We start from the raw sequence: 19,430 nt of genomic DNA, 5'->3' as shown, positions 1-19,430 counted from the left end.
GTAGCTGTCGCTTTGCTTTCGCTACAGAAAACATTTGCCGCTGACGCTTCGCTTTCGCGCAGAGCAGAGCTTCCTGGGGGCGTCCGATGAGCCGCTTCACTCGCGTTGCTCGCTCCAGGGTCTCATCTGTGACGCTAATCCCCAAGGAGTCGCCCTGCCTCCACTCCAATCAACTTATATATGGTATACGTTTTTACAAATATCATCACTAATTTTGGATGACGAGCCAATATAAAAGGTTTTTGTTGCTTATATATACCCATCTTTAACTGATTGTTGGGGGCTAATCGAGTGCTCCTACCACTTTGCTTTTGTCATAGAGCAAAGCTTCCATTGGGAAACATAAGTAGTCGTTTTAGAAATGCGCGTCCTCTAATTAAGATGGATAAAATCAATATTCTCGCCTTTCGCCACTTGGTAGTACTTTGCTAGTTTCAGGGCGCGAATTTTATTAATCTAAATGGCTGCTATTAAATATTGAAAGAAGTGATTGTTTTGATTTCGAAGCGGCAAACAGTTGCCTGGCTTTCTCCTTTTCTAGTACTTGTACTGTTATTTTTCTTAGTACCGTTACTGTATATGCTCATCACAAGCTTTCAAAATAGTGATGGTTTTACACTCGCACAATATCAATCTGTACTAACGAACGATTACATTTTACAAGGTTTTAAAAATAGTATTACACTGTCCGTTCTTTCGGCAGTCATTGCCTTAATCGTTACCCTATTTGCGGTTTATGCGATTATGAGATTTTCTGAGCCAGTGCGCGAGAAAATTTTAATACTAACAAACTTAACATCAAATTTTTCAGGTATTCCGTTAGCTTTTGCCTTCATCGTATTACTTGGCAATAGCGGGCTCTTTACATTGCTATTCGATAAATGGGGTATTAGCACATTATCGTCCTTTTCTCTTTATAGCTGGGGTGGCTTGTTAATAATTTATATTTATTTTCAGCTACCATTAGCATTAATGCTTCTATATCCAATTTATGATGGAATTCAGCAACAATGGAAGGACGCAGCGGCACTACTTGGAGCATCTACGTGGCAGTTTTGGATGAAGATTGGGATCCCTGTTATGCTTCCAGGGATTGTTGGAACATTTAGCGTATTGTTTGCCAATGCTATGGGAGCGTACGCCTCTGCCTACGCGTTAACTAGCAGTAATTACAATTTAGTTGCTATTCGTATTGGTTCTCTTATTAAGGGAGATATTTTTGCCCAGCCAGAGCTAGCAAGTGCAATTGCCGTAATATTAGCAGTAACGATGGTGACGGCGATGCTATTAAGTGAATGGAGCATTTCCAAAACAAGGAGGAAATTATAGTGAAAAAAAGAGGCTTTGCTGATTTATTTTTCCTCCTATTAGTTATGTATTTAGTGTTGCCAGTAGTTGCAACAATGCTTTATGCTTTTGCGACGAATTGGAATAAAACCATTTTGCCAGAAGGATTAACATTTAAATGGCTTGCAACATTATTTCAGGATGCCGAATTTATACAGGCGTTTGGACGTTCTGTTTTATTGTCGGGTGGAGCTGTAATAATCGCATTGCTTGTTATCGTACCGGCAATATTCGTAATCGTGTTGTATTTTCCAAAATACGAAAAATGGATTCAAATGGCTGTTGTAATGGTGTATTCATTTCCAGGAATTATTTTAGCAGTCGGACTCATTCGTGTTTACAGTAAATTTGGTGTGCCGATGATTTTAGTAGTTTTAGGGGCCTATGTTATCGGTATCCTACCATACATTTACCAAGGGACACGTAATAGTTTACGAAATGTAGATGCACGGCAGCTTTTAGATGCAGCACAATTACTGGGAGCGTCGAAATTGCAGGCATTTACCAAAATATTGTTACCTACTGTTTACCCTGGTTTATTTGCCGGCGCATTATTATCGTTTTCCGTTCTTTTTGGAGAGTTTGTTCTGATAAATCTTGTTGTCGGTTCTCGCTTTGAAACGGTGCAAATTTATTTAATGAAGAAGCTTAGTACAAGTGGACATATTGCTAGTGCAGTTGTCTTTATTTATATCGTTCTTATGGGCTTATTAACGTTCGCTATTGCAACATTAACGAAACGATCGAAAGGTGCTACAAATCTATGAGCTATATTGTGATTGAAGGGCTTCATAAAAAATATGGATCAACGACAGTTTTATCAAATATAAATATGAAGATTGAAAAAGGTGAATTTATAACTCTTTTAGGTCCAAGTGGCTGTGGTAAGAGTACCATTTTACGTATTTTAGCAGGCTTAACAGATGCATCTACAGGGAAAATTATCATTGAAGGTAAGGATATGATTGGTGTTCAATCAAAGGATCGTCAGGTTGGTATGGTGTTTCAATCATATGCTCTATTCCCAAATATGACGGTGAAAGAAAATGTAGCCTTTGGTTTACGCATGCAAAAAGTAAATACTGCTGAAGTGGACCAACGTGTTCAAGAAATGCTTGAGATCGTGCATTTAAGTGAAAAAGCCGACTCATATCCGAAAGAATTATCTGGTGGTCAGCAGCAACGTGTTGCCCTTGCTCGTGCTTTAATTGTACGTCCAAAGGTATTACTGTTAGATGAACCGCTCAGTGCACTAGATGCCCAAATTCGTAAGAAACTACAAGCTGATTTACGAGCCATCCAGCAAAAGCTAGGCATCACGATGATTTTAGTTACACATGACCAAGAGGAAGCGATGGCTGTTTCAGACAGAATATTTGTTATGAGCAATGGGATGATTGCACAAAGTGGAACACCTACTGCGATTTATACAAGTCCTGAAAGTGAATTTATCGCTAATTTTATTGGACATTACAATGTTTTTACGCGTCAAGCTCTAGAGAAAATGATTGGCGAGACATTGCCAAAAGAATACTCAAAATTTGCGATTCGGCCAGAAGCCATTCATCTCGATCAAAGACAGGGGGATGTTTGTATTACTGGAGAGGCAAAGCAGTCGTTAATGAGCGGCAATGTTATTCGAACAACGTTAGAGGGTGAATGTCTCTTTACGATGGAGCAACTACATCAACGAGGGCATTCATTTGAGTTGGGTAAGAAATATATGTGTTATGTAGCGAAAGAAGATGTGATTGCATTATCATGACATATGCAAAAATTGAGCGTTTCGAATTTATTTTAAAACAGTTAGAGGTTGATGGGAAAATTGTTGTTGCTAATATTGCAGAAGAATTACAAGTGGCACCAGAAACGATTCGTAGAGATTTTGATGAGCTAGAGCAACAGCATTTATTAACGAGAGTACACGGCGGAGCTGTAAAGTATACGAACGTTAGAAATGAACCAGCATTTTTGCGGAAGCTTCAAATGCAAAAAGAGGCTAAACGTAATATAGCTCGTTTAGCAGCTAGACGTATATGTGACGGAGATACAATTGCGGTTGATACAGGTACAACGACGGTGCATATTGCAGATTTTTTATTGGCGGTCAATGATATAACTGTTGTAACCAATTCGATCGCTGCAGCTGTACAGTTTAATTTAGCTATAGAAGAGCGACGAATGACGGGGAAGGTTATATTACTTGGTGGAACAACAAATCCAAGGCAATCCTCAATAACAGGAGCAATGACATTAGAATTATTAGGGAATATGAATTTTGATAAATCATTTATATCGTGTGGTGGTATAAGTGAAGGTATCGTATACGATTATGATTTGGATGAATCGTTAATTTCTAAGAAAATGCTTGACCGTAGCAAGATAAACTATTTATTAGCGGATGCATCTAAAATAAATAGTAAGTCCTTTTATCAAATATGTCACATAGAAGAATGCTCAGAAATTCTTTGTGATATAGCTTGCCCATTAGAGTGGCAAGCGTATGAGGAGAAATGGACAATATGCAATGGAGGGAAATGCGGATGATTGATTATCATGTACATTTAGAGGAGGGCCCATACTCATTTCGTTGGCTAGAGCGTACTTCTCAGGCAATTAGATTTTTTAATGAAGATGAAGGAGCAGCAAAAGGTTCTAAAGCATTTATAGAGTTGCAAATGCAGCAGTTATCAAAGCGATTACAGAATGGCTGTTATAGTGAGGAATGGTTAGATTTATATTTACAACAAGCAAAGCAGCTCGGTTTGCGCGAGGTTGGAATTGTTGACCATCTGTATCGTTTCAAGGAGACGCGGACATACTTTGAACGTTATATGCAGTTAGATAACAATGAAGTTGGTAGAGTTCAGCGCTACTGGCTTGATCGAGTGATGACGGAAAGCATGGATGATTTTGTGTCAGCTATTAATCGAGCAAAGGAAAAGTGGAGTCGCCATGGTATTTCCTTAAAGCTTGGCATTGAGGCCGATTATTTTGTCGGTGGTGAGGAAGCGTTAGCATCATTATTGGAACGATATCAATGGGATTATGTTATCGGATCTGTCCATTTTGTGGATGGCTGGGGCTTTGATAATCCTCAAACACAATATATTTTTGAGGATATGGGCGTCGCAACTTTACAGCAGAACTATACTCGTTTTTTTGCCACAGTCGAAAAAATGATCCTCTCGAATATGTTTGATTTTGTGGCACATTTAGACAATTTTAAAGTGTTTGACTATCAAGTGAAGGATATGGCTTTTCTTGACTCTTGGTATGAAAGAATTGCAAAGGCACTTGTAACTACACAAACTGCGACTGAAATAAATGCCGGCTTATATTATCGCTATCCAGTAAAGGAAATGTGCCCTGGACCCCGATTTTTGCAAATTTTAATTGATCATGATGTAGCCTTTACAGTTTCCTCAGATGCGCATTTCCCAGATGATTTAGGCAAGTATACATTTGCCAATGCAAATTTGCTTAAGAGCTTTGGTGTTCAATCGATTGTCAGCTTTGAACAGCGTATGAGAAAATTAATTGAGATATAGCATACTGTGGTTCATAAATATATAGGCACTGAAACAAAAATGATGTTTCTTAAGAAATTCATTTTTGTTTCAGTGCCTTTAATTAATTTATTTTATTAGTTACATAAGTACAAGACAGATGGCATACAAATGATTAAATTCATTTTTTTAATGAGAGGCGAGTAAAATTGTCAATAACAGTAGATCAAAGCTTTTTGCCAGTTATCATACAATCGGGCCACAATGCATATGGGGTAGCCCGCTCCTTTTACGAAGCATATCGTATAAAAAGCCTTGTATTAGAACCAGCTTTGAAGACAAAAAACATTCGAGCGCTCTTTTTAGGTGGGGTACGAGGAATAGCAACTCAAAATAGTCAAATCATCGACTTTCAATATGTGGACCGTTTAGATGAACCGGCTTATTTTGTACAAGCTTTGATCGGCATCGCGATGCAGTTCAAAAATAAGAAATTGATTTTACTTGCAAGTAATTGTTACTATGCGGAGCTTATCATTATCAATAAACAGACGCTACAACAATATTTTATTTTGCCATATATAGATGAGGATTTAATGAAGCGGATTCGAACAAAGGAAGAGTTTTATAAGTGCTGTGATTTATATAATATTAAATATCCAAAAACAGTGATAGTGACAAAGGAACATCATGCAATAAGTGATATCCCATTCGATTATCCGATAATTATAAAACCATCGAATACAGTCGAATATACGAGTTGTTCCTTCCCTGAGAAGAAAAAAGTATTTCTTGCAAAAAATGAAGAAGAACAGCAACAGATTATTAAAAATATTTATAGCTCTACGTATAAAGATTCTTTAATTTTTCAAGAATTTATCCCAGGTGATGATTCATATATTCGTGTATTAGATGTTTACGTAGGGAAGGATAAGAAGGTTAAATTGATGTGTTTAGGTAACAAGCTTCTCGAAGACCCTTCACCACAAAACATTGGCAATTCAATGGCGATTATGACGGATTTCGATGAACAGCTAATGGACAAAATACGTTATTTTTTAGAAGACATTAGCTATAATGGATTTGCAAATTTTGACATGAAGCTAGATGTTCGTGACGGGGAATATAAATTATTTGAAATGAACTTACGATCTGGCGCTTCTAGCTATTTTGTGACAGCGAGTGGCCATAATTTAATGCAGTACGTCGCAAATGATTATGTTTTCAATGCAGATCAAAAGCTAACGTATGTACAGGCAAAGCATTTGTGGTCACTTATTCCAAAAAGGATACTATTTAAAGGTTTAAAAAATGAAAAACTGAAAATAGAGGCAAAGCGACTAATAAAACAGGGGAAATATTCGAATGCCCTGTATTTTAGAGAAGATATGAACGTAAAACGATGGACAAAGCTGAAACTATATAATTATTATTTGAATCTAAAATTTAAAAAGTACTACAAATAAGATCGAGAGGGACACCCTTTGGCAAAGGTGTCCTATTTCTTTTGAGAAAACACTGATGTTTGGAAAAGTGAGATAGTTAATAGTAATTAAGTCTAAACCACGACATTTAGTACGCAAACCTTGTAGGATGTTGCCATTATTCAGTATAATAGTAAAATGGGAATTCAAATGTATGGAATTCGTTTGAAAGGAGTTACCTGATTGCGATGAATGAAGAACAACGCTTAGCAAATCAACAAGTCAATCAACTAAAAAAAGAAGACAAGCCTGAAAAGGATTATAGTAAATATTTTGAAACAGTCTTTACGGCACCTTCATTAAAAGATGCTAAAAAACGTGGGAAAGAAGAAGTTAAGTACCATAAGGACTTTAACATTGCAGAAGAATTTGCAGGTATGGGTAATGGGCGTACTTTTTATATTCGTACGTATGGCTGCCAAATGAATGAGCACGATACAGAAGTGATGGCTGGGATTTTTATGCAGCTAGGTTATACGCCTACAGATATAATTGATGAGGCTGATGTCGTTCTTCTGAATACGTGTGCCATTCGTGAAAATGCGGAAAACAAAGTATTTGGAGAACTGGGCTTCCTACTAAAATATAAACGTAAAAATCCAGAAATGCTAATTGGAGTTTGTGGCTGTATGTCACAGGAAGAATCCGTTGTAAATAAAATTTTAAGAAGTTATCCACATGTCGATATGGTGTTTGGTACACATAATATTCACCGTTTACCGAACATTTTAAAAGAAGCATATATGTCTAAGGAAATGGTCATTGAGGTTTGGTCTAAAGAAGGCGATGTTATTGAGAATCTGCCGAAAAAACGTCTTGGTTCCATCAAAGCATGGGTAAATATTATGTACGGCTGTGATAAATTCTGTACGTATTGTATTGTACCTTATACGCGTGGTAAGGAGCGTAGTCGCCGTCCAGAGGAAATTATTGCTGAAGTTCGTGAACTAGCAGCTGCAGGCTATAAAGAAATTATGCTACTAGGACAAAATGTCAACGCTTACGGTAAGGATTTTGAGGATATTGAATATCGACTTGGTGATTTAATGGATGAATTACGAAAAATTGATATTCCACGCATTCGTTTTACAACGAGTCATCCACGTGACTTCGATGATCATTTAATCGAAGTTCTTGCAAAACGTGGTAACTTAGTTGAACATATTCATTTACCAGTACAATCTGGTTCAAATGACGTGCTAAAAATTATGGCACGCAAGTATACACGTGAGCATTTCCTTGGATTAGTAGCGAAAATTAAAGCGGCTATTCCTGAAGTAACACTAACGACTGATATTATCGTGGGCTATCCTAATGAAACAGAGGAGCAATTTGAGGAGACATTATCCTTGTACCGTGAAGTAGGCTTTGAAATGGCCTTCACTTATATTTATTCTCCTCGTGAGGGTACACCTGCTGCCAAAATGGTGGATAATGTACCTGAAGAAGTGAAAAAAGAACGTCTTCATCGATTAAATGAGGTTGTAGGGGAATACTCTCGCAAAGCATTAGAGGGATTGAAGGGTGAAGTAGTAGAAGTTTTAGTCGAAGGTACAAGTAAAAAACGCGATGATGTGTTAGCTGGCTATACGCGTAAAAATCGTCTTGTAAACTTTAAAGCGCCAGCAGATCTAATTGGTCAATTAGTGAAGGTAAAAATAGTTGAAGCTACTTCTTATTCACTAAGCGGTGAGTTCGTTGAAGTAGTAAAAAATGAAAAGGTGGAAGCGTAAATGTCACAAGTATTATTTACAAAAGATGATTTAATCAAGAAGTCACACGAAATTGCGCATATGATTGCCAATACGCCAGAAGTTGAATTTTTCAAAAAGGCAGAAGCACAAATTAATGAAAACCAACAGGTACGTGAGCGTATTGCAAGTCTAAAAAGCCTACAAAAGCAAGCTGTTAACTTCCAACACTTAGGGAAAGAAAAAGCGCTTAAATTAATTGAAGATAAAATCGTAAAAATCGAAGAAGAAATCAACGCGATCCCAGTGGTTCAACAATTTAAAGAATCTCAAGGTGATGTAAATGATTTATTGCAATTAGTTTCGAACACAATTGCTAACAATGTTACAAATGAAATTATTCGTTCAACTGGTGGGGATGTACTTCGTGGAGAAACTGGCTCATACGTAGCCAATACAACACCAGGCAGCTGCTCATAAACATAATAGAAGTAATAGCTCGAATGCTGGCATTCGGGCTATTTTTATGTATTCAGACAACATAGTAGGAAAAATCAGTAATTCGATTCTATAAAAATATATGTTCACCCAATAGGCGCTACCTGCATATGATGGAGTGAAAAGAGTCGAAGGAGGAATTGCGCTGAAACGTTTACGACAAATCGTGACGAGAGCAGTAGTTGCCAAAGGGAAGAAGAGAACGGAAGAACGTGTAACATTAAGTCCATCAAATAAACCGACGAGTATTCTCGGGTGCTGGGTCATCAATCATACTTGTTCCGCGAAAAAAGTCGGTAAATTTGTAGAAGTATCAGGGAAATTTGATGTCAATGTATGGTATGCCTATAGTAGTCATTCGAAAACAGCAGTGTTTTCTGAAACGGTGCACTATAAAGACAAAGTGAAGCTTTCTTTTAGAGAAGGCGAAGTGAGCGCTGGTGATGATGTTCGTGTACGTGTCATTCAAGAGCCAAACTGCATAGAGGCAATCATTTCTCCATGTGGTACGAAGTTTGAAATCGTAGTAGAACGTGAAGTCGTAGTAGAGGTAATGGGAGAAACGACGATTTGCATTAGTGTACATCCACTAGATTTCGAAGAGGAATGGAACTTTGATGAGAGCTCATCATCGTCTTCATCTAGCTCCAGTTCCAGCTCATCGTCTAGCTCCAGTGAAGAAGGTAGGTATGTTTTAGAGTCCTCATCGTTTCCTGATGAAAGACCAAGATAATACTAAGGATTTTATACATGCGAAGCGCTAGCATCTTAAAAAAGGTGAATTAAGCGTTTCGCATGTATCTTTTGTTATAATAAAAATATCTATATTGTTAGAGCGAGGGAAATTTATAAATGACAACATATACACCAATGATGCAACAGTATTTGCAGGTAAAGGAAGATTACAAGGATGCCTTTTTATTTTTTAGATTAGGCGACTTTTACGAGATGTTTTTTGAGGACGCTATTAATGCTTCTCAACTTTTAGAAATTACATTAACGAGCCGAGATGCGGGTGCGAAAGAGCGTATTCCAATGTGTGGTGTTCCACATCATTCGGCAAAAAATTATATTGAAACTCTTGTGCAAAAGGGCTATAAGGTTGCAGTTTGTGAGCAAACAGAAGATCCAAAGCAAGCAAAGGGTGTAGTGAAGCGTGAAGTTGTACAACTTATTACACCGGGTACGATTATGGAAGGTAAGTCGCTTGATGGTAAAACCAATCATTTTATAGGCGCTGCGGAGCAATTCGACGATACGACATATGGCTACGCTTATTTAGACTTATCTACAGGTGAAGCAGTAGCCTCCTCGATTGAGGGCGACGGTAAAGCACTTTTATTACAAATGCAGGCATATGGTATTCGTGAATTAATTGTAACGGAAAGTTTGCAACTTCTATTAGCAGAGCATGCAGTAAACGCAGGTATCGTCCTTTCTATTGAAACAGATGGAATGACGTTGGATAAAGCTGCACACTATTTAGAAGCGGTGCCAAATGATTTACAGATTGCTTGCCTTCGTTTGCTAGCTTATATCGATAAAACACAGATGCGTTCATTATCACATATTCAAGCATTTACCTATAATGAAATGAAAAACTATTTACGCATTGACTCTAGCTCTAAACGTAATTTAGAACTTATTCAATCTATTCGCGGAGGCGATCAAAAGGGTACACTCTTATGGTTGTTAGATGATACTGTGACTGCAATGGGAGGGCGAAAGTTAAAGCAATGGTTACACCAACCTCTTGCTTCACGTTCTGCCATTGAAGAAAGACTAGCAAACGTCACTGATTTATTAGAAGAATACTTTGTAAGAACAGAGCTTCAATCCTCTTTAAAACAAGTATATGATTTAGAGCGTTTAGCTGGGCGAGTAGCTTTTGGTAATGTTGGTGGACGAGATTTGGCGCAGTTACGTGATTCATTACGTCAAGTACCTGCCATTCAGCAGCAATTACTTGGTTCCAATAAAGAAACTTTGAAAAAACTAGGCGCAGCACTTGATACGTGTGCGGATGTAGAGGCGCTATTAGCTCGTGCTATTACAGATAATCCGCCAATTACGATTAAAGAGGGCGACGTCATTCGCGATGGTTATGACGAGCGCTTAGATGAACTACGCTATGCTTCTCGTAATGGGAAGGATTGGATAGCACAGCTAGAGCAAGAGGAACGGACGAAAACAGGCATTAAAAACTTAAAAATCGGCTACAATCGAATTTTCGGTTATTATATTGAAATTACGAAATCGAATATCCATTTAGCTGATTTAACCCGCTATGAACGTAAACAAACTTTGGCCAATGCCGAGCGTTATATTACACAGGAGCTTAAAGAAAAAGAAGCATTAATTTTAAATGCTGAGGAAGAAAGTTTAACGTTAGAGTACAACTTATTTGTGGCAATACGTGATGAATTAAAGGTATTTATTCCACGTGTCCAAGCGTTAGCGGCAAGTATTAGTGAGCTAGATGTGCTAGTAAGCTTTGCAAGTGTTTCAGAGAAATATCGTTTTACAAAGCCGGAGTTCCATGCCGGACGTTCGCTAGAAATTATTGAAGGGCGCCATCCGGTTGTTGAAAAAATGCTTAATAAGCAAATGTATGTACCAAACGATTGTGTACTTGAGGAAAATAACAATATGATGCTTATTACAGGTCCGAATATGTCCGGTAAAAGTACGTATATGCGTCAAGTTGCACTAATTGTTGTCATGGCGCAAATGGGCTGTTATGTGCCTGCTGAAAAAGCTAGATTACCAATTACAGATCAGATCTTTACACGCATTGGTGCAGCGGATGATTTAGCTGCGGGGCAATCAACTTTTATGGTGGAGATGCTAGAATCTCAGCACGCGATTACGCATGCTACAAAAAATAGTTTAATGCTGTTTGACGAAATTGGTCGTGGGACATCTACTTATGATGGTATGAGTCTTGCTCAATCCATGATGGAATACATTCATGACAAAATTGGAGCAAATACACTGTTTTCAACTCACTATCATGAATTAACGGCACTTGAAACGGAGCTTCCTCGACTACAAAATGTACATGTATCTGCTACTGAAAAAAATGGCACAGTTGTCTTTTTGCATAAGGTGAAAAAGGGCGCTGCCGATAAATCTTACGGAATTCATGTAGCACAGCTTGCACAATTGCCAGAGGAAATTTTAACGAGAGCACAAGTGCTACTTGAAAACTTCGAGGCAGGAAAAGAAGACGGAAACAAAGTAGCAGTAGTACAAGAAGTTGTTGAAAAGCCTGTGCAAATGTCACTATTTACGGAGGAAGAACCAGTCTCTCCGGCAGAGTCAGAGGTACTTAAAAACCTAGAAAAAGTAAATATTCTGGGCACTTCACCAATGCAAGCGATGAATATTTTATACGAACTACAGCAGCAACTAGTAAACGCAAAAAAGTAAAGGAGTGATGCGCTATGGGAAAAATACAAATTATGGACGAGTGGCTGTCCAATAAAATCGCGGCAGGGGAAGTAGTTGAAAGACCAGCCTCTGTAGTTAAAGAGCTTGTTGAAAACGCCATTGATGCAGGAAGTACGTCCATTGATGTTTTTCTACTAGAAGCGGGCCTCACTTCAATTCAAGTCATTGATAATGGTAGTGGTATGGATGAAGAGGATGCATTAATATCATACTCTCGCCATGCGACAAGTAAAATTCATCAGGAGCATGATTTATTTCGAATTCGTACACTTGGCTTCCGTGGTGAGGCATTAGCTTCCATTGCATCAGTGTCAAAAATGACACTCATTACATCAAATGGAGAATCAGGAACGTATTTAGAGCTTGAGGGTGGGCATGTTGCAACACATAAACCTGGCCCTTTGCGCAAGGGAACGGATATTACAGTGGCACAGCTATTTTTCAATACACCTGCTCGATTAAAATATATGAAAACTATACAGACCGAGCTAGGACATACCATTGATTTGATGAACCGTCTTGCACTCGGAAATCCACAAATTGCGTTTAGATTACTGCATAACGGCCAGCAATTGTTACAAACAAATGGACGAGGTGACGTACAGCAAGTATTAGCTGCTATTTACGGTGTGCATAATGCTAAGAAAATGGTGGCATTCAATGGAGAGTCACATGATTATAAAATTTCCGGCTTCGTATCACTACCTGAGGTAACTCGTGCTTCCAAAAACTATATGTCGTTGTTTGTGAACGGTCGCTGGGTGAAGCATTATTTAGTACAAAAAGTGATTGTAGATGCTTATCATACGTATTTGCCTATTGAGCGTTTTCCAATTGTAGCGCTCTATATAGAGGGAGATCCTTATTTAACAGATGTCAATGTTCATCCTGCAAAGCATCAAGTACGTTTAAGTAAAGAGCCTGAGCTACTTAAGCTAATTGAGGAAACGATACGTGAGAAAATCCGCCATGTCATTCGAGTACCACAGATGGAAAAGAAGGAGAAAGTGGTAAAGCCTGCGACGGAGCAATTAAATATATGGAGACCAGCACCAAAGCTTGATGTGGAGAAAATGAATGCCATTGTAGAAAAGCTTTACGATGTGCAAACTGTTCAAGAGTCGAATACATTAGAGCCTATAATGCCAGAACCTGAATCCGTTCCTACTGCGATTGAAGAGAGCTGGCAACCGACACCGATGATAGAAGTAAATCCTCCTGAAGAAGTAACACAAGAGGAGCCGGTAGAAATTCTAGAGGATGAGCCAGCTAAAGAACCATTCCCTGCGCTTGAAGTGGTAGGGCAGATTCACGGGACGTATATTGTTGCACAAATGGAGGATGGCTTTTATTTAATCGATCAGCACGCAGCGCAGGAGCGTATTAAATATGAATTTTTCCGTGAAAAGGTTGGTCAGGTGAACCCAAATGAGCGTCAGGCTTTATTGCTTCCATTGACCTTCCATTATGCTGCTGACGAGGCTCTTATATTAAGAGAAAATAGACATGAATTAGAAGCTGTTGGCGTATTTTTAGAGGAATTTGGACAGGCTTCATTTGTCGTGAGAGAGCATCCTAGCTGGTTCCCTAAAGGGGAAGAACAGGAAATTATTGAGGACTTAATTGAACAGGTGCTGACAACCAAAAAAGCAGACGTCAAAAAATTACGTGAGGCGGCAGCGATTATGATGAGCTGTAAAAAGTCGATAAAGGCCAATCATTATTTAACGAAAGAACAAATGGATATATTACTGCGAGATTTACGTAATGCAGACAATCCATTTACGTGCCCACACGGACGTCCAGTACTTATTCATTTTACAACGTATGAAGTGGAAAAAATGTTTAAACGAGTAATGTAGTTGTAAAGACTAACAATTTATTATAAGAATTAAATCAAGAGCAACATGAACAGTCCATGCTGCATAAAAGGAAATTAGAACATAATACAAATGAAGTTAAAGTTTCTATGCATAAAGTTATTGTTAGTTATACAGGCTAGCATACGCAATAGAGGTTAAACGTATTTTCAAATTATAGTTAATGGGGGAGAAAGATATGTTTTCATTTGAGCATCGTCCTAAAATTATGCAGTTTTTAGAGCAATATAGCTTTGACGTTTTAGTCATTGGTGGTGGCATCACTGGTGCGGGTATTGCACTTGATGCAGCATCTAGAGGGCTATCAGTCGCTTTAATTGAGAAGCAGGATTTTTCTGCTGGCACATCAAGCCGTTCAACAAAGCTTATTCATGGGGGACTTCGTTATTTAAAGCAACTTGAAGTAGGTGTAGTAGCTGAGGTTGGGCGTGAGCGTGAAATTGTTTATGACAATGCTGTTCACGTGACAACGCCTGAAAAGATGCTACTACCATTATATAAGAAGGGCTCACTTGGACCATTTACAACATCAATGGCACTGAAGGTATATGATCGATTAGCAGGTGTTAAAAAGCATGAACGTAGAACAATGTTAAACGCTCAGGAAACGGCAGCGTTAGAGCCTTTACTCAATCGAGATGAGCTTATTGGTGGTGGCTATTACGTTGAATATCGTACAGATGATGCCCGTCTAACAATTGAAGTGCTGAAAAAAGCTGTGGAATATGGAGCGCTTTGTTTAAATTATGCGGAGATGACAGAATTTTTATATGAGAAAAAAAAGCTTGTTGGGGCACAAGTGAAGGATCATGTTACAGGGAAAACGATCGAAGTACAGGCTGCGCAAATCGTTAATGCAACTGGACCTTGGGTGGACGAGGTTCGCCAAAAGGATAAAGTAGTAGACAAAAAACAATTGCGTCTCACTAAAGGGGTCCATATTGTCCTTGACCAAAAGGATTTTCCATTACGGCAAGCAGTATACTTTGATATAGTGGATGGGCGTATGGCCTTTGCAATTCCACGTGATGGTAAAGCCTATATAGGGACAACAGATACAGTTTACGAGGGAGACCCTGTACATCCTGTCGCTACACAAGAGGACGTTGATTATTTAATTGCTGCTGCAAAAACTGTCTTTCCAACTGCAAATATTTCAAGAGATACGATTGAATCGTCGTGGGCAGGTGTGCGCCCACTTATTTTTGAAAAAGGGAAGGATCCATCAGAAATTTCACGTAAAGATGAGATTTGGACGGCTCCGAGTGGACTAATGACGATCGCTGGCGGCAAACTAACGGGTTACCGTCAAATGGCAGAAACAATCGTTGATAAAATTGTAAAAAACCATAAATATAAGCACGCAAGTCCATGTGTAACACGTGAGTTATCACTTTCTGGTGCAAAAGGCATTAATGCCATCAATTTCACTGATTATAGTACTTATAAAGCTAAAGAGGGCGTTCAGTATGGTCTTAATTATGATGAAGCAAAACAGCTTGTACAAAAATATGGTACGAATGTTGATGCATTATACAACCAGGTGAAATATTTGTATGAGCACGGAAGTACGATGCCCCTGGCCCTACATGCAATGCTGCTTTATGGCATAGAAGCGGAAATGGTGTACACACCAAGCGATTTCTTTATTCGTCGAACAGGCTTATTATACTTCGATATTGATGCGGTAAAACGATATAAACAGCAGGTCATTCAAGTTATGCAAAAACATTTTAACTATACAGAGTCACAAAGATATACTTATGTAACTCAACTAGAGCAAGCAATTTTAGATGCAACAAATTTTGCGGAGGAAGGAGTGTAGGCAATGCGTTATATTGAAATGTCAGATGGCCATTTTCTATTTACTCGAACATTAAAGCCATCGAATAAATGTATTGGTCATATTCATATTCTGCATGGTATGGCGGAGCATAGTGGACGTTATGTGAAATTTGCCAATAGCCTAAATGAAGCTGGCTATGCAGTGACAATGCATGATCATCGAGGGCATGGAGAAACAGCAGCATATAATGGTACACTAGGTTTTTTTGCTGAAGAAAATGGGTTTGATCGAGTTGTAGAGGATACACATGAAGTAGTTACAATATTGCATGAACAATTTTCAGATGTACCTTTGATTTTATTTGGTCATAGTATGGGATCGTTCATTACTAGAAGATATATTCAATTATACAGCGATAAAGTGGATAATGTGATTCTTTGTGGAACAGGAAACGTTACAGCATTGCACACGATGGGGAATTTAGTAGCAAAAGTATTGGCCAAACAGCTTGGTAAAGATACAGAGAGCAAGTTGTTAAATAAGCTGAGCTTTGGCAGCTTTAATAAACAGTTCCCAAATTCAAAGACTGCGTATGACTGGTTATGTTCAGTAGAGGATGAGGTGGAAAAATATATAGATGATCCATATTGCGGCTTTATCCCTACTAATCAATTTTTTGTGGATTTAACAACTGGTTTTATGTCGTTAAATCGTAAAACAGAGATAGCAAAAACAAAAAAAGACTTACCTATATTATTGATAAGTGGTAGCAAGGATCCAGTCGGAGAACAAGGCCAAGGTGTATACACTGTAGCACAACAATTGGCAGAAGCGGGTATACAGGATGTAACGGTCTACTTATTTGAGGATAAGCGCCATGAAATCCTAAACGAAGACAATCAAGAGGCAGTCTATCAAGTTTTATTACGGTGGTTAGAAAAATATGATACAAGATAAAATACAGCAAGCAGAGGTCGTAGCAATCGTAGGGCCAACTGCTTCTGGGAAAACGGCACTAAGTATTGAGTTAGCAAAAAAATATAATGGCGAAATCATCAACGGTGACTCGATGCAAATCTATCGAGGCTTAGATATTGGTACAGCCAAAATTACAGAAGAAGAGATGGAGAAGGTACCCCATCATTTACTGAGCTTCAAAGAGGCCACAGAGTCCTTTTCAGTAGCGGACTATCAAAAATTAGTGCGAGCAAAAATTGCAGAAATTCAAGCGCGTGGCAAGCTACCGATTATCGTAGGGGGCTCGGGTTTATATGTGCAGGCAGTACTCTTTGATTTTCAATTTACAGAGGAGCAGGTAGATGAGGGGGCACGAAAAGCCTATTATGAAGAACTGGAGAAATTAGGTCCAGAGGCAATGCATGCTAAGCTTAAAAAACTTGATCCACAAACAGCTGAGACAATTCATCCAAATAATACTCGCCGTGTTATACGCGCGTTAGAGATGATTGAGCTTAGTGGCGTTTCAAAGGCATCCGAAGCACACAATCGTGGAGAAGTTCCACTTTACAATCATGTGATTTTAGGGCTTGGGCAAAATATGTCACGCGAAATGCTATACGATCGTATTAATCTTCGTGTTGATATAATGATGGAAAAGGGGCTTTTAGAAGAGGTAAAAGGCTTATGGCAGCAAAATATACGAGGTGTGCAGTCAATTCAAGCAATCGGCTATAAAGAATTATATGATTACCTAGATGGAAAATGCTCTTTAGAAGAAGCCATTGACAGTTTAAAGCAAAATTCTCGCCGCTATGCGAAAAGACAACTAACATACTTCCGAAACAAAATGGATGTATATTTTGTTAATAATGGCGAAATACTTTAATTAATTTCTAAAAATTACTAATTGCCAAATTGGTAGAACATGCTACTATAGGAATGAAGAGGTAGAAAGAGAGTATAAGGAGGCATTTTGATGAAATCAATTAACTTGCAAGATACATTCTTAAACCATCTACGTAAAAACAATGTTTTTGTAACTGTGTTTTTATTAAATGGATTTCAGTTAAAAGGAACTGTGAAATCCTATGATAATTTTACAGTATTATTACTAGATGCTGATAGCAAGCAACACCTTATTTACAAACATGCTATTTCTACATTTGTTCCAGTAAAGCAAGTAGATTTTTTAGAGACAGAAGAATAGAAACATTAGAGTAAAACAGTTAGTGTTCATGACACTAGCTGTTTTTTTGCCGACAGGCTATAATGTAAGAGGAAATCGACATATTGGAGGACTACACATATGAAAACTATGGATACAACAGAAATATTAGAACTATTAGATGCGAACGAAGATCTATACATTATTGATGTTCGTGAAGATAATGAGGTAGCACAAGGCATGATCCCAGGCGCTCAACATATTGCTCTTGGGACAATCCCTGAGCGCGTAGGTGAATTAGATGCTTCTAAGCCTTACATTATCGTTTGTAAGGCAGGCGGTCGTTCAGCAAATGCTTGTGCATACCTTGAAGCTCAAGGTTTTGACGTAACAAACCTTGAAGGCGGCATGCTTGCTTATGATGGAGAGCTAGAATTTAAATAATTATCGATTAAAACCCTCGTTTAGGCGAGGGTTTTTCTTATACAATCGCGTTGATAGATTGATGCAATCATAATTAATTTGGTAGTATATGTTATAATCACAACGTACAAGGAGGGATTAGTATGTATCGAACAATAGCACCCCCAACAATGTCTTTACAGTAGAATCTGCTGTTTGGGCATTCAATAAAGACTTGCTAATTCTCAATAGATTCTACTGTATATCGAAGACTATATACATGTAGAAAGTAGGAATTAGAAATGAGCGGAAAATTATCTTTTATTTTATCAATGATTATTTTTGGAGCTGTCGGTGTTTTTGCAAAATACATTAAGTTGCCTTCAAGTGAAATTGCCTTTTGGATGAGTCTTATCGGCTCTTGTTTTTTACTTTTGATTTTCCTTTTTAAAAAAGAAAGATTCACAAAAGCAACTATTTTGCAAAATAAATGGCCATTGATACTTTCGAGTTTTACCTTATGTGGCAATTGGATTTTCCTTTTCCAAGCGTACAAGGAAACAACCATCGCAAATGCAGCTCTAAGCTACTATTTTGCTCCAGTACTAGTAATTTGTTTGTCACCTATAGTTTTGAAAGAGAAAATATTATTAAGAAAAATTTTTTATGTTTGTGTTGCTCTTGTAGGACTGTATTTTATCGTTCAAAGTCAAACTACCGAAACGAGCGAACATTATATCGGTATTGTCTACGGCCTTATTGCAGCTTGCTTCTATACAGTAGTAACATTCACCAATAAGTATATTCGTGGATTAAAAGAGCCTGATAATACAATCATTCAACTTACTTTAGCAGCGTTACTCCTTGCTCTTTATCTTTTAGGGACAAATGGATTCCAAGTAATGCAAATCGATATAAAATCAATTAGTTTACTTCTGGCATTGGGCATTGTCCATGCTGGGATCGGCTTCTATCTGTTCTTTTGGGGAATGCGTCATCTAAAAGGGCAAAGTATAGCTATTTTAAGCTATATTGATCCACTGACATCATTAGTGATTTCGACAATGATTATAGGTGAAAAAATGGCGACCCTACAAGTACTAGGCGCTATCCTTTTACTCGGCGCAACATTCCTGAGTGAAATAGATAAAACAAAATTGATATCACAGCAATAAACGGGCAGAAAGCTCCCGAAAGCCTTTTTGGCCTTTGGGAGCTTTTAGCAAAGGGGAATAGAATTAGTTTTATCGTCTAA

General features: G+C 38.1%; 17 protein-coding genes. All 17 read left to right on the top strand.

What is annotated here, in order from left to right:
• Window positions 1-486 precede the first annotated feature (486 nt).
• The 17 genes from ACFVT8_RS10415 to ACFVT8_RS10335 all read left to right on the top strand — a co-directional run bounded on the left by ACFVT8_RS10415 (window position 487) and on the right by ACFVT8_RS10335 (window position 19,350).
• Entirely contained in the window at window positions 487-1,329 is an 843-nt protein-coding gene (locus ACFVT8_RS10415) for an ABC transporter permease (RefSeq protein WP_387081487.1), read from the top strand.
• Window positions 1,329-2,114 carry an ABC transporter permease gene (locus tag ACFVT8_RS10410; protein WP_387080128.1) on the top strand — a complete coding sequence of 262 codons (786 nt, stop codon included), beginning with the start codon at window positions 1,329-1,331 and terminating at the stop codon, window positions 2,112-2,114. Before ACFVT8_RS10415 ends, ACFVT8_RS10410 begins: the two co-directional genes overlap by 1 nt.
• On the top strand, window positions 2,111-3,112 hold the full coding sequence (locus tag ACFVT8_RS10405) for an ABC transporter ATP-binding protein (protein ID WP_387080130.1): 1,002 nt from the start codon (window positions 2,111-2,113) through the stop codon (window positions 3,110-3,112). Before ACFVT8_RS10410 ends, ACFVT8_RS10405 begins: the two co-directional genes overlap by 4 nt.
• Complete coding sequence (locus ACFVT8_RS10400) at window positions 3,109-3,894, top strand: DeoR/GlpR family DNA-binding transcription regulator (RefSeq protein WP_387080131.1); 786 nt, start codon at window positions 3,109-3,111, stop codon at window positions 3,892-3,894. Before ACFVT8_RS10405 ends, ACFVT8_RS10400 begins: the two co-directional genes overlap by 4 nt.
• Window positions 3,870-4,898 carry a histidinol phosphate phosphatase domain-containing protein gene (locus tag ACFVT8_RS10395; protein ID WP_387080133.1) on the top strand — a complete coding sequence of 343 codons (1,029 nt, stop codon included), beginning with the start codon at window positions 3,870-3,872 and terminating at the stop codon, window positions 4,896-4,898. Before ACFVT8_RS10400 ends, ACFVT8_RS10395 begins: the two co-directional genes overlap by 25 nt.
• Window positions 4,899-5,071: 173 nt before the next feature.
• Complete coding sequence (locus tag ACFVT8_RS10390; protein WP_387081489.1) at window positions 5,072-6,322, top strand: carboxylate--amine ligase; 1,251 nt, start codon at window positions 5,072-5,074, stop codon at window positions 6,320-6,322.
• 206 nt (window positions 6,323-6,528) lie between these two features.
• A complete protein-coding gene (miaB, locus tag ACFVT8_RS10385; RefSeq protein WP_387080134.1) occupies window positions 6,529-8,073 on the top strand; it encodes a tRNA (N6-isopentenyl adenosine(37)-C2)-methylthiotransferase MiaB in 1,545 nt (514 codons plus the stop codon).
• Complete coding sequence (locus tag ACFVT8_RS10380; RefSeq protein WP_387080136.1) at window positions 8,074-8,511, top strand: YlbF/YmcA family competence regulator; 438 nt, start codon at window positions 8,074-8,076, stop codon at window positions 8,509-8,511.
• Between the two features lie 136 nt (window positions 8,512-8,647).
• Window positions 8,648-9,262, top strand: a complete 615-nt coding sequence (gene cotE / locus ACFVT8_RS10375) for an outer spore coat protein CotE (protein WP_387080138.1) — start codon at window positions 8,648-8,650, stop codon at window positions 9,260-9,262.
• Between the two features lie 119 nt (window positions 9,263-9,381).
• Complete coding sequence (mutS, locus tag ACFVT8_RS10370; protein WP_387080139.1) at window positions 9,382-11,961, top strand: DNA mismatch repair protein MutS; 2,580 nt, start codon at window positions 9,382-9,384, stop codon at window positions 11,959-11,961.
• A gap of 14 nt (window positions 11,962-11,975) precedes the next feature.
• On the top strand, window positions 11,976-13,844 hold the full coding sequence (mutL, locus tag ACFVT8_RS10365) for a DNA mismatch repair endonuclease MutL (protein ID WP_387080141.1): 1,869 nt from the start codon (window positions 11,976-11,978) through the stop codon (window positions 13,842-13,844).
• Window positions 13,845-14,040: 196 nt separating this feature from the next.
• On the top strand, window positions 14,041-15,687 hold the full coding sequence (locus ACFVT8_RS10360) for a glycerol-3-phosphate dehydrogenase/oxidase (RefSeq protein WP_387080142.1): 1,647 nt from the start codon (window positions 14,041-14,043) through the stop codon (window positions 15,685-15,687).
• 3 nt (window positions 15,688-15,690) lie between these two features.
• Window positions 15,691-16,605: an alpha/beta fold hydrolase gene (locus ACFVT8_RS10355; RefSeq protein ID WP_387080144.1), complete on the top strand. Its 915-nt coding sequence runs from the start codon at window positions 15,691-15,693 to the stop codon at window positions 16,603-16,605.
• Window positions 16,592-17,494 carry a tRNA (adenosine(37)-N6)-dimethylallyltransferase MiaA gene (gene miaA / locus ACFVT8_RS10350; RefSeq protein ID WP_387080145.1) on the top strand — a complete coding sequence of 301 codons (903 nt, stop codon included), beginning with the start codon at window positions 16,592-16,594 and terminating at the stop codon, window positions 17,492-17,494. The genes ACFVT8_RS10355 and miaA overlap by 14 nt, the downstream gene beginning before the upstream one ends.
• A 90-nt stretch (window positions 17,495-17,584) precedes the next feature.
• A complete protein-coding gene (gene hfq, locus ACFVT8_RS10345) occupies window positions 17,585-17,815 on the top strand; it encodes an RNA chaperone Hfq (RefSeq protein WP_387080147.1) in 231 nt (76 codons plus the stop codon).
• 99 nt (window positions 17,816-17,914) lie between these two features.
• Entirely contained in the window at window positions 17,915-18,217 is a 303-nt protein-coding gene (locus ACFVT8_RS10340) for a rhodanese-like domain-containing protein (protein WP_387080149.1), read from the top strand.
• 260 nt (window positions 18,218-18,477) lie between these two features.
• The gene (locus ACFVT8_RS10335; protein ID WP_387080151.1) at window positions 18,478-19,350 is read left to right on the top strand and encodes a DMT family transporter; all 873 of its coding nucleotides are present in this window, start codon (window positions 18,478-18,480) and stop codon (window positions 19,348-19,350) included.
• The last annotated feature ends 80 nt before the right edge of the window (window positions 19,351-19,430 follow it).

Origin of the sequence: Lysinibacillus sp. NPDC058147 (assembly GCF_042884205.1) — a bacterium.
GTDB lineage: Bacteria > Bacillota > Bacilli > Bacillales_A > Planococcaceae > Lysinibacillus.
Note: the sequence above shows the minus strand (reverse complement) of the source record. Positions and strands in the feature narration are given on the sequence as shown.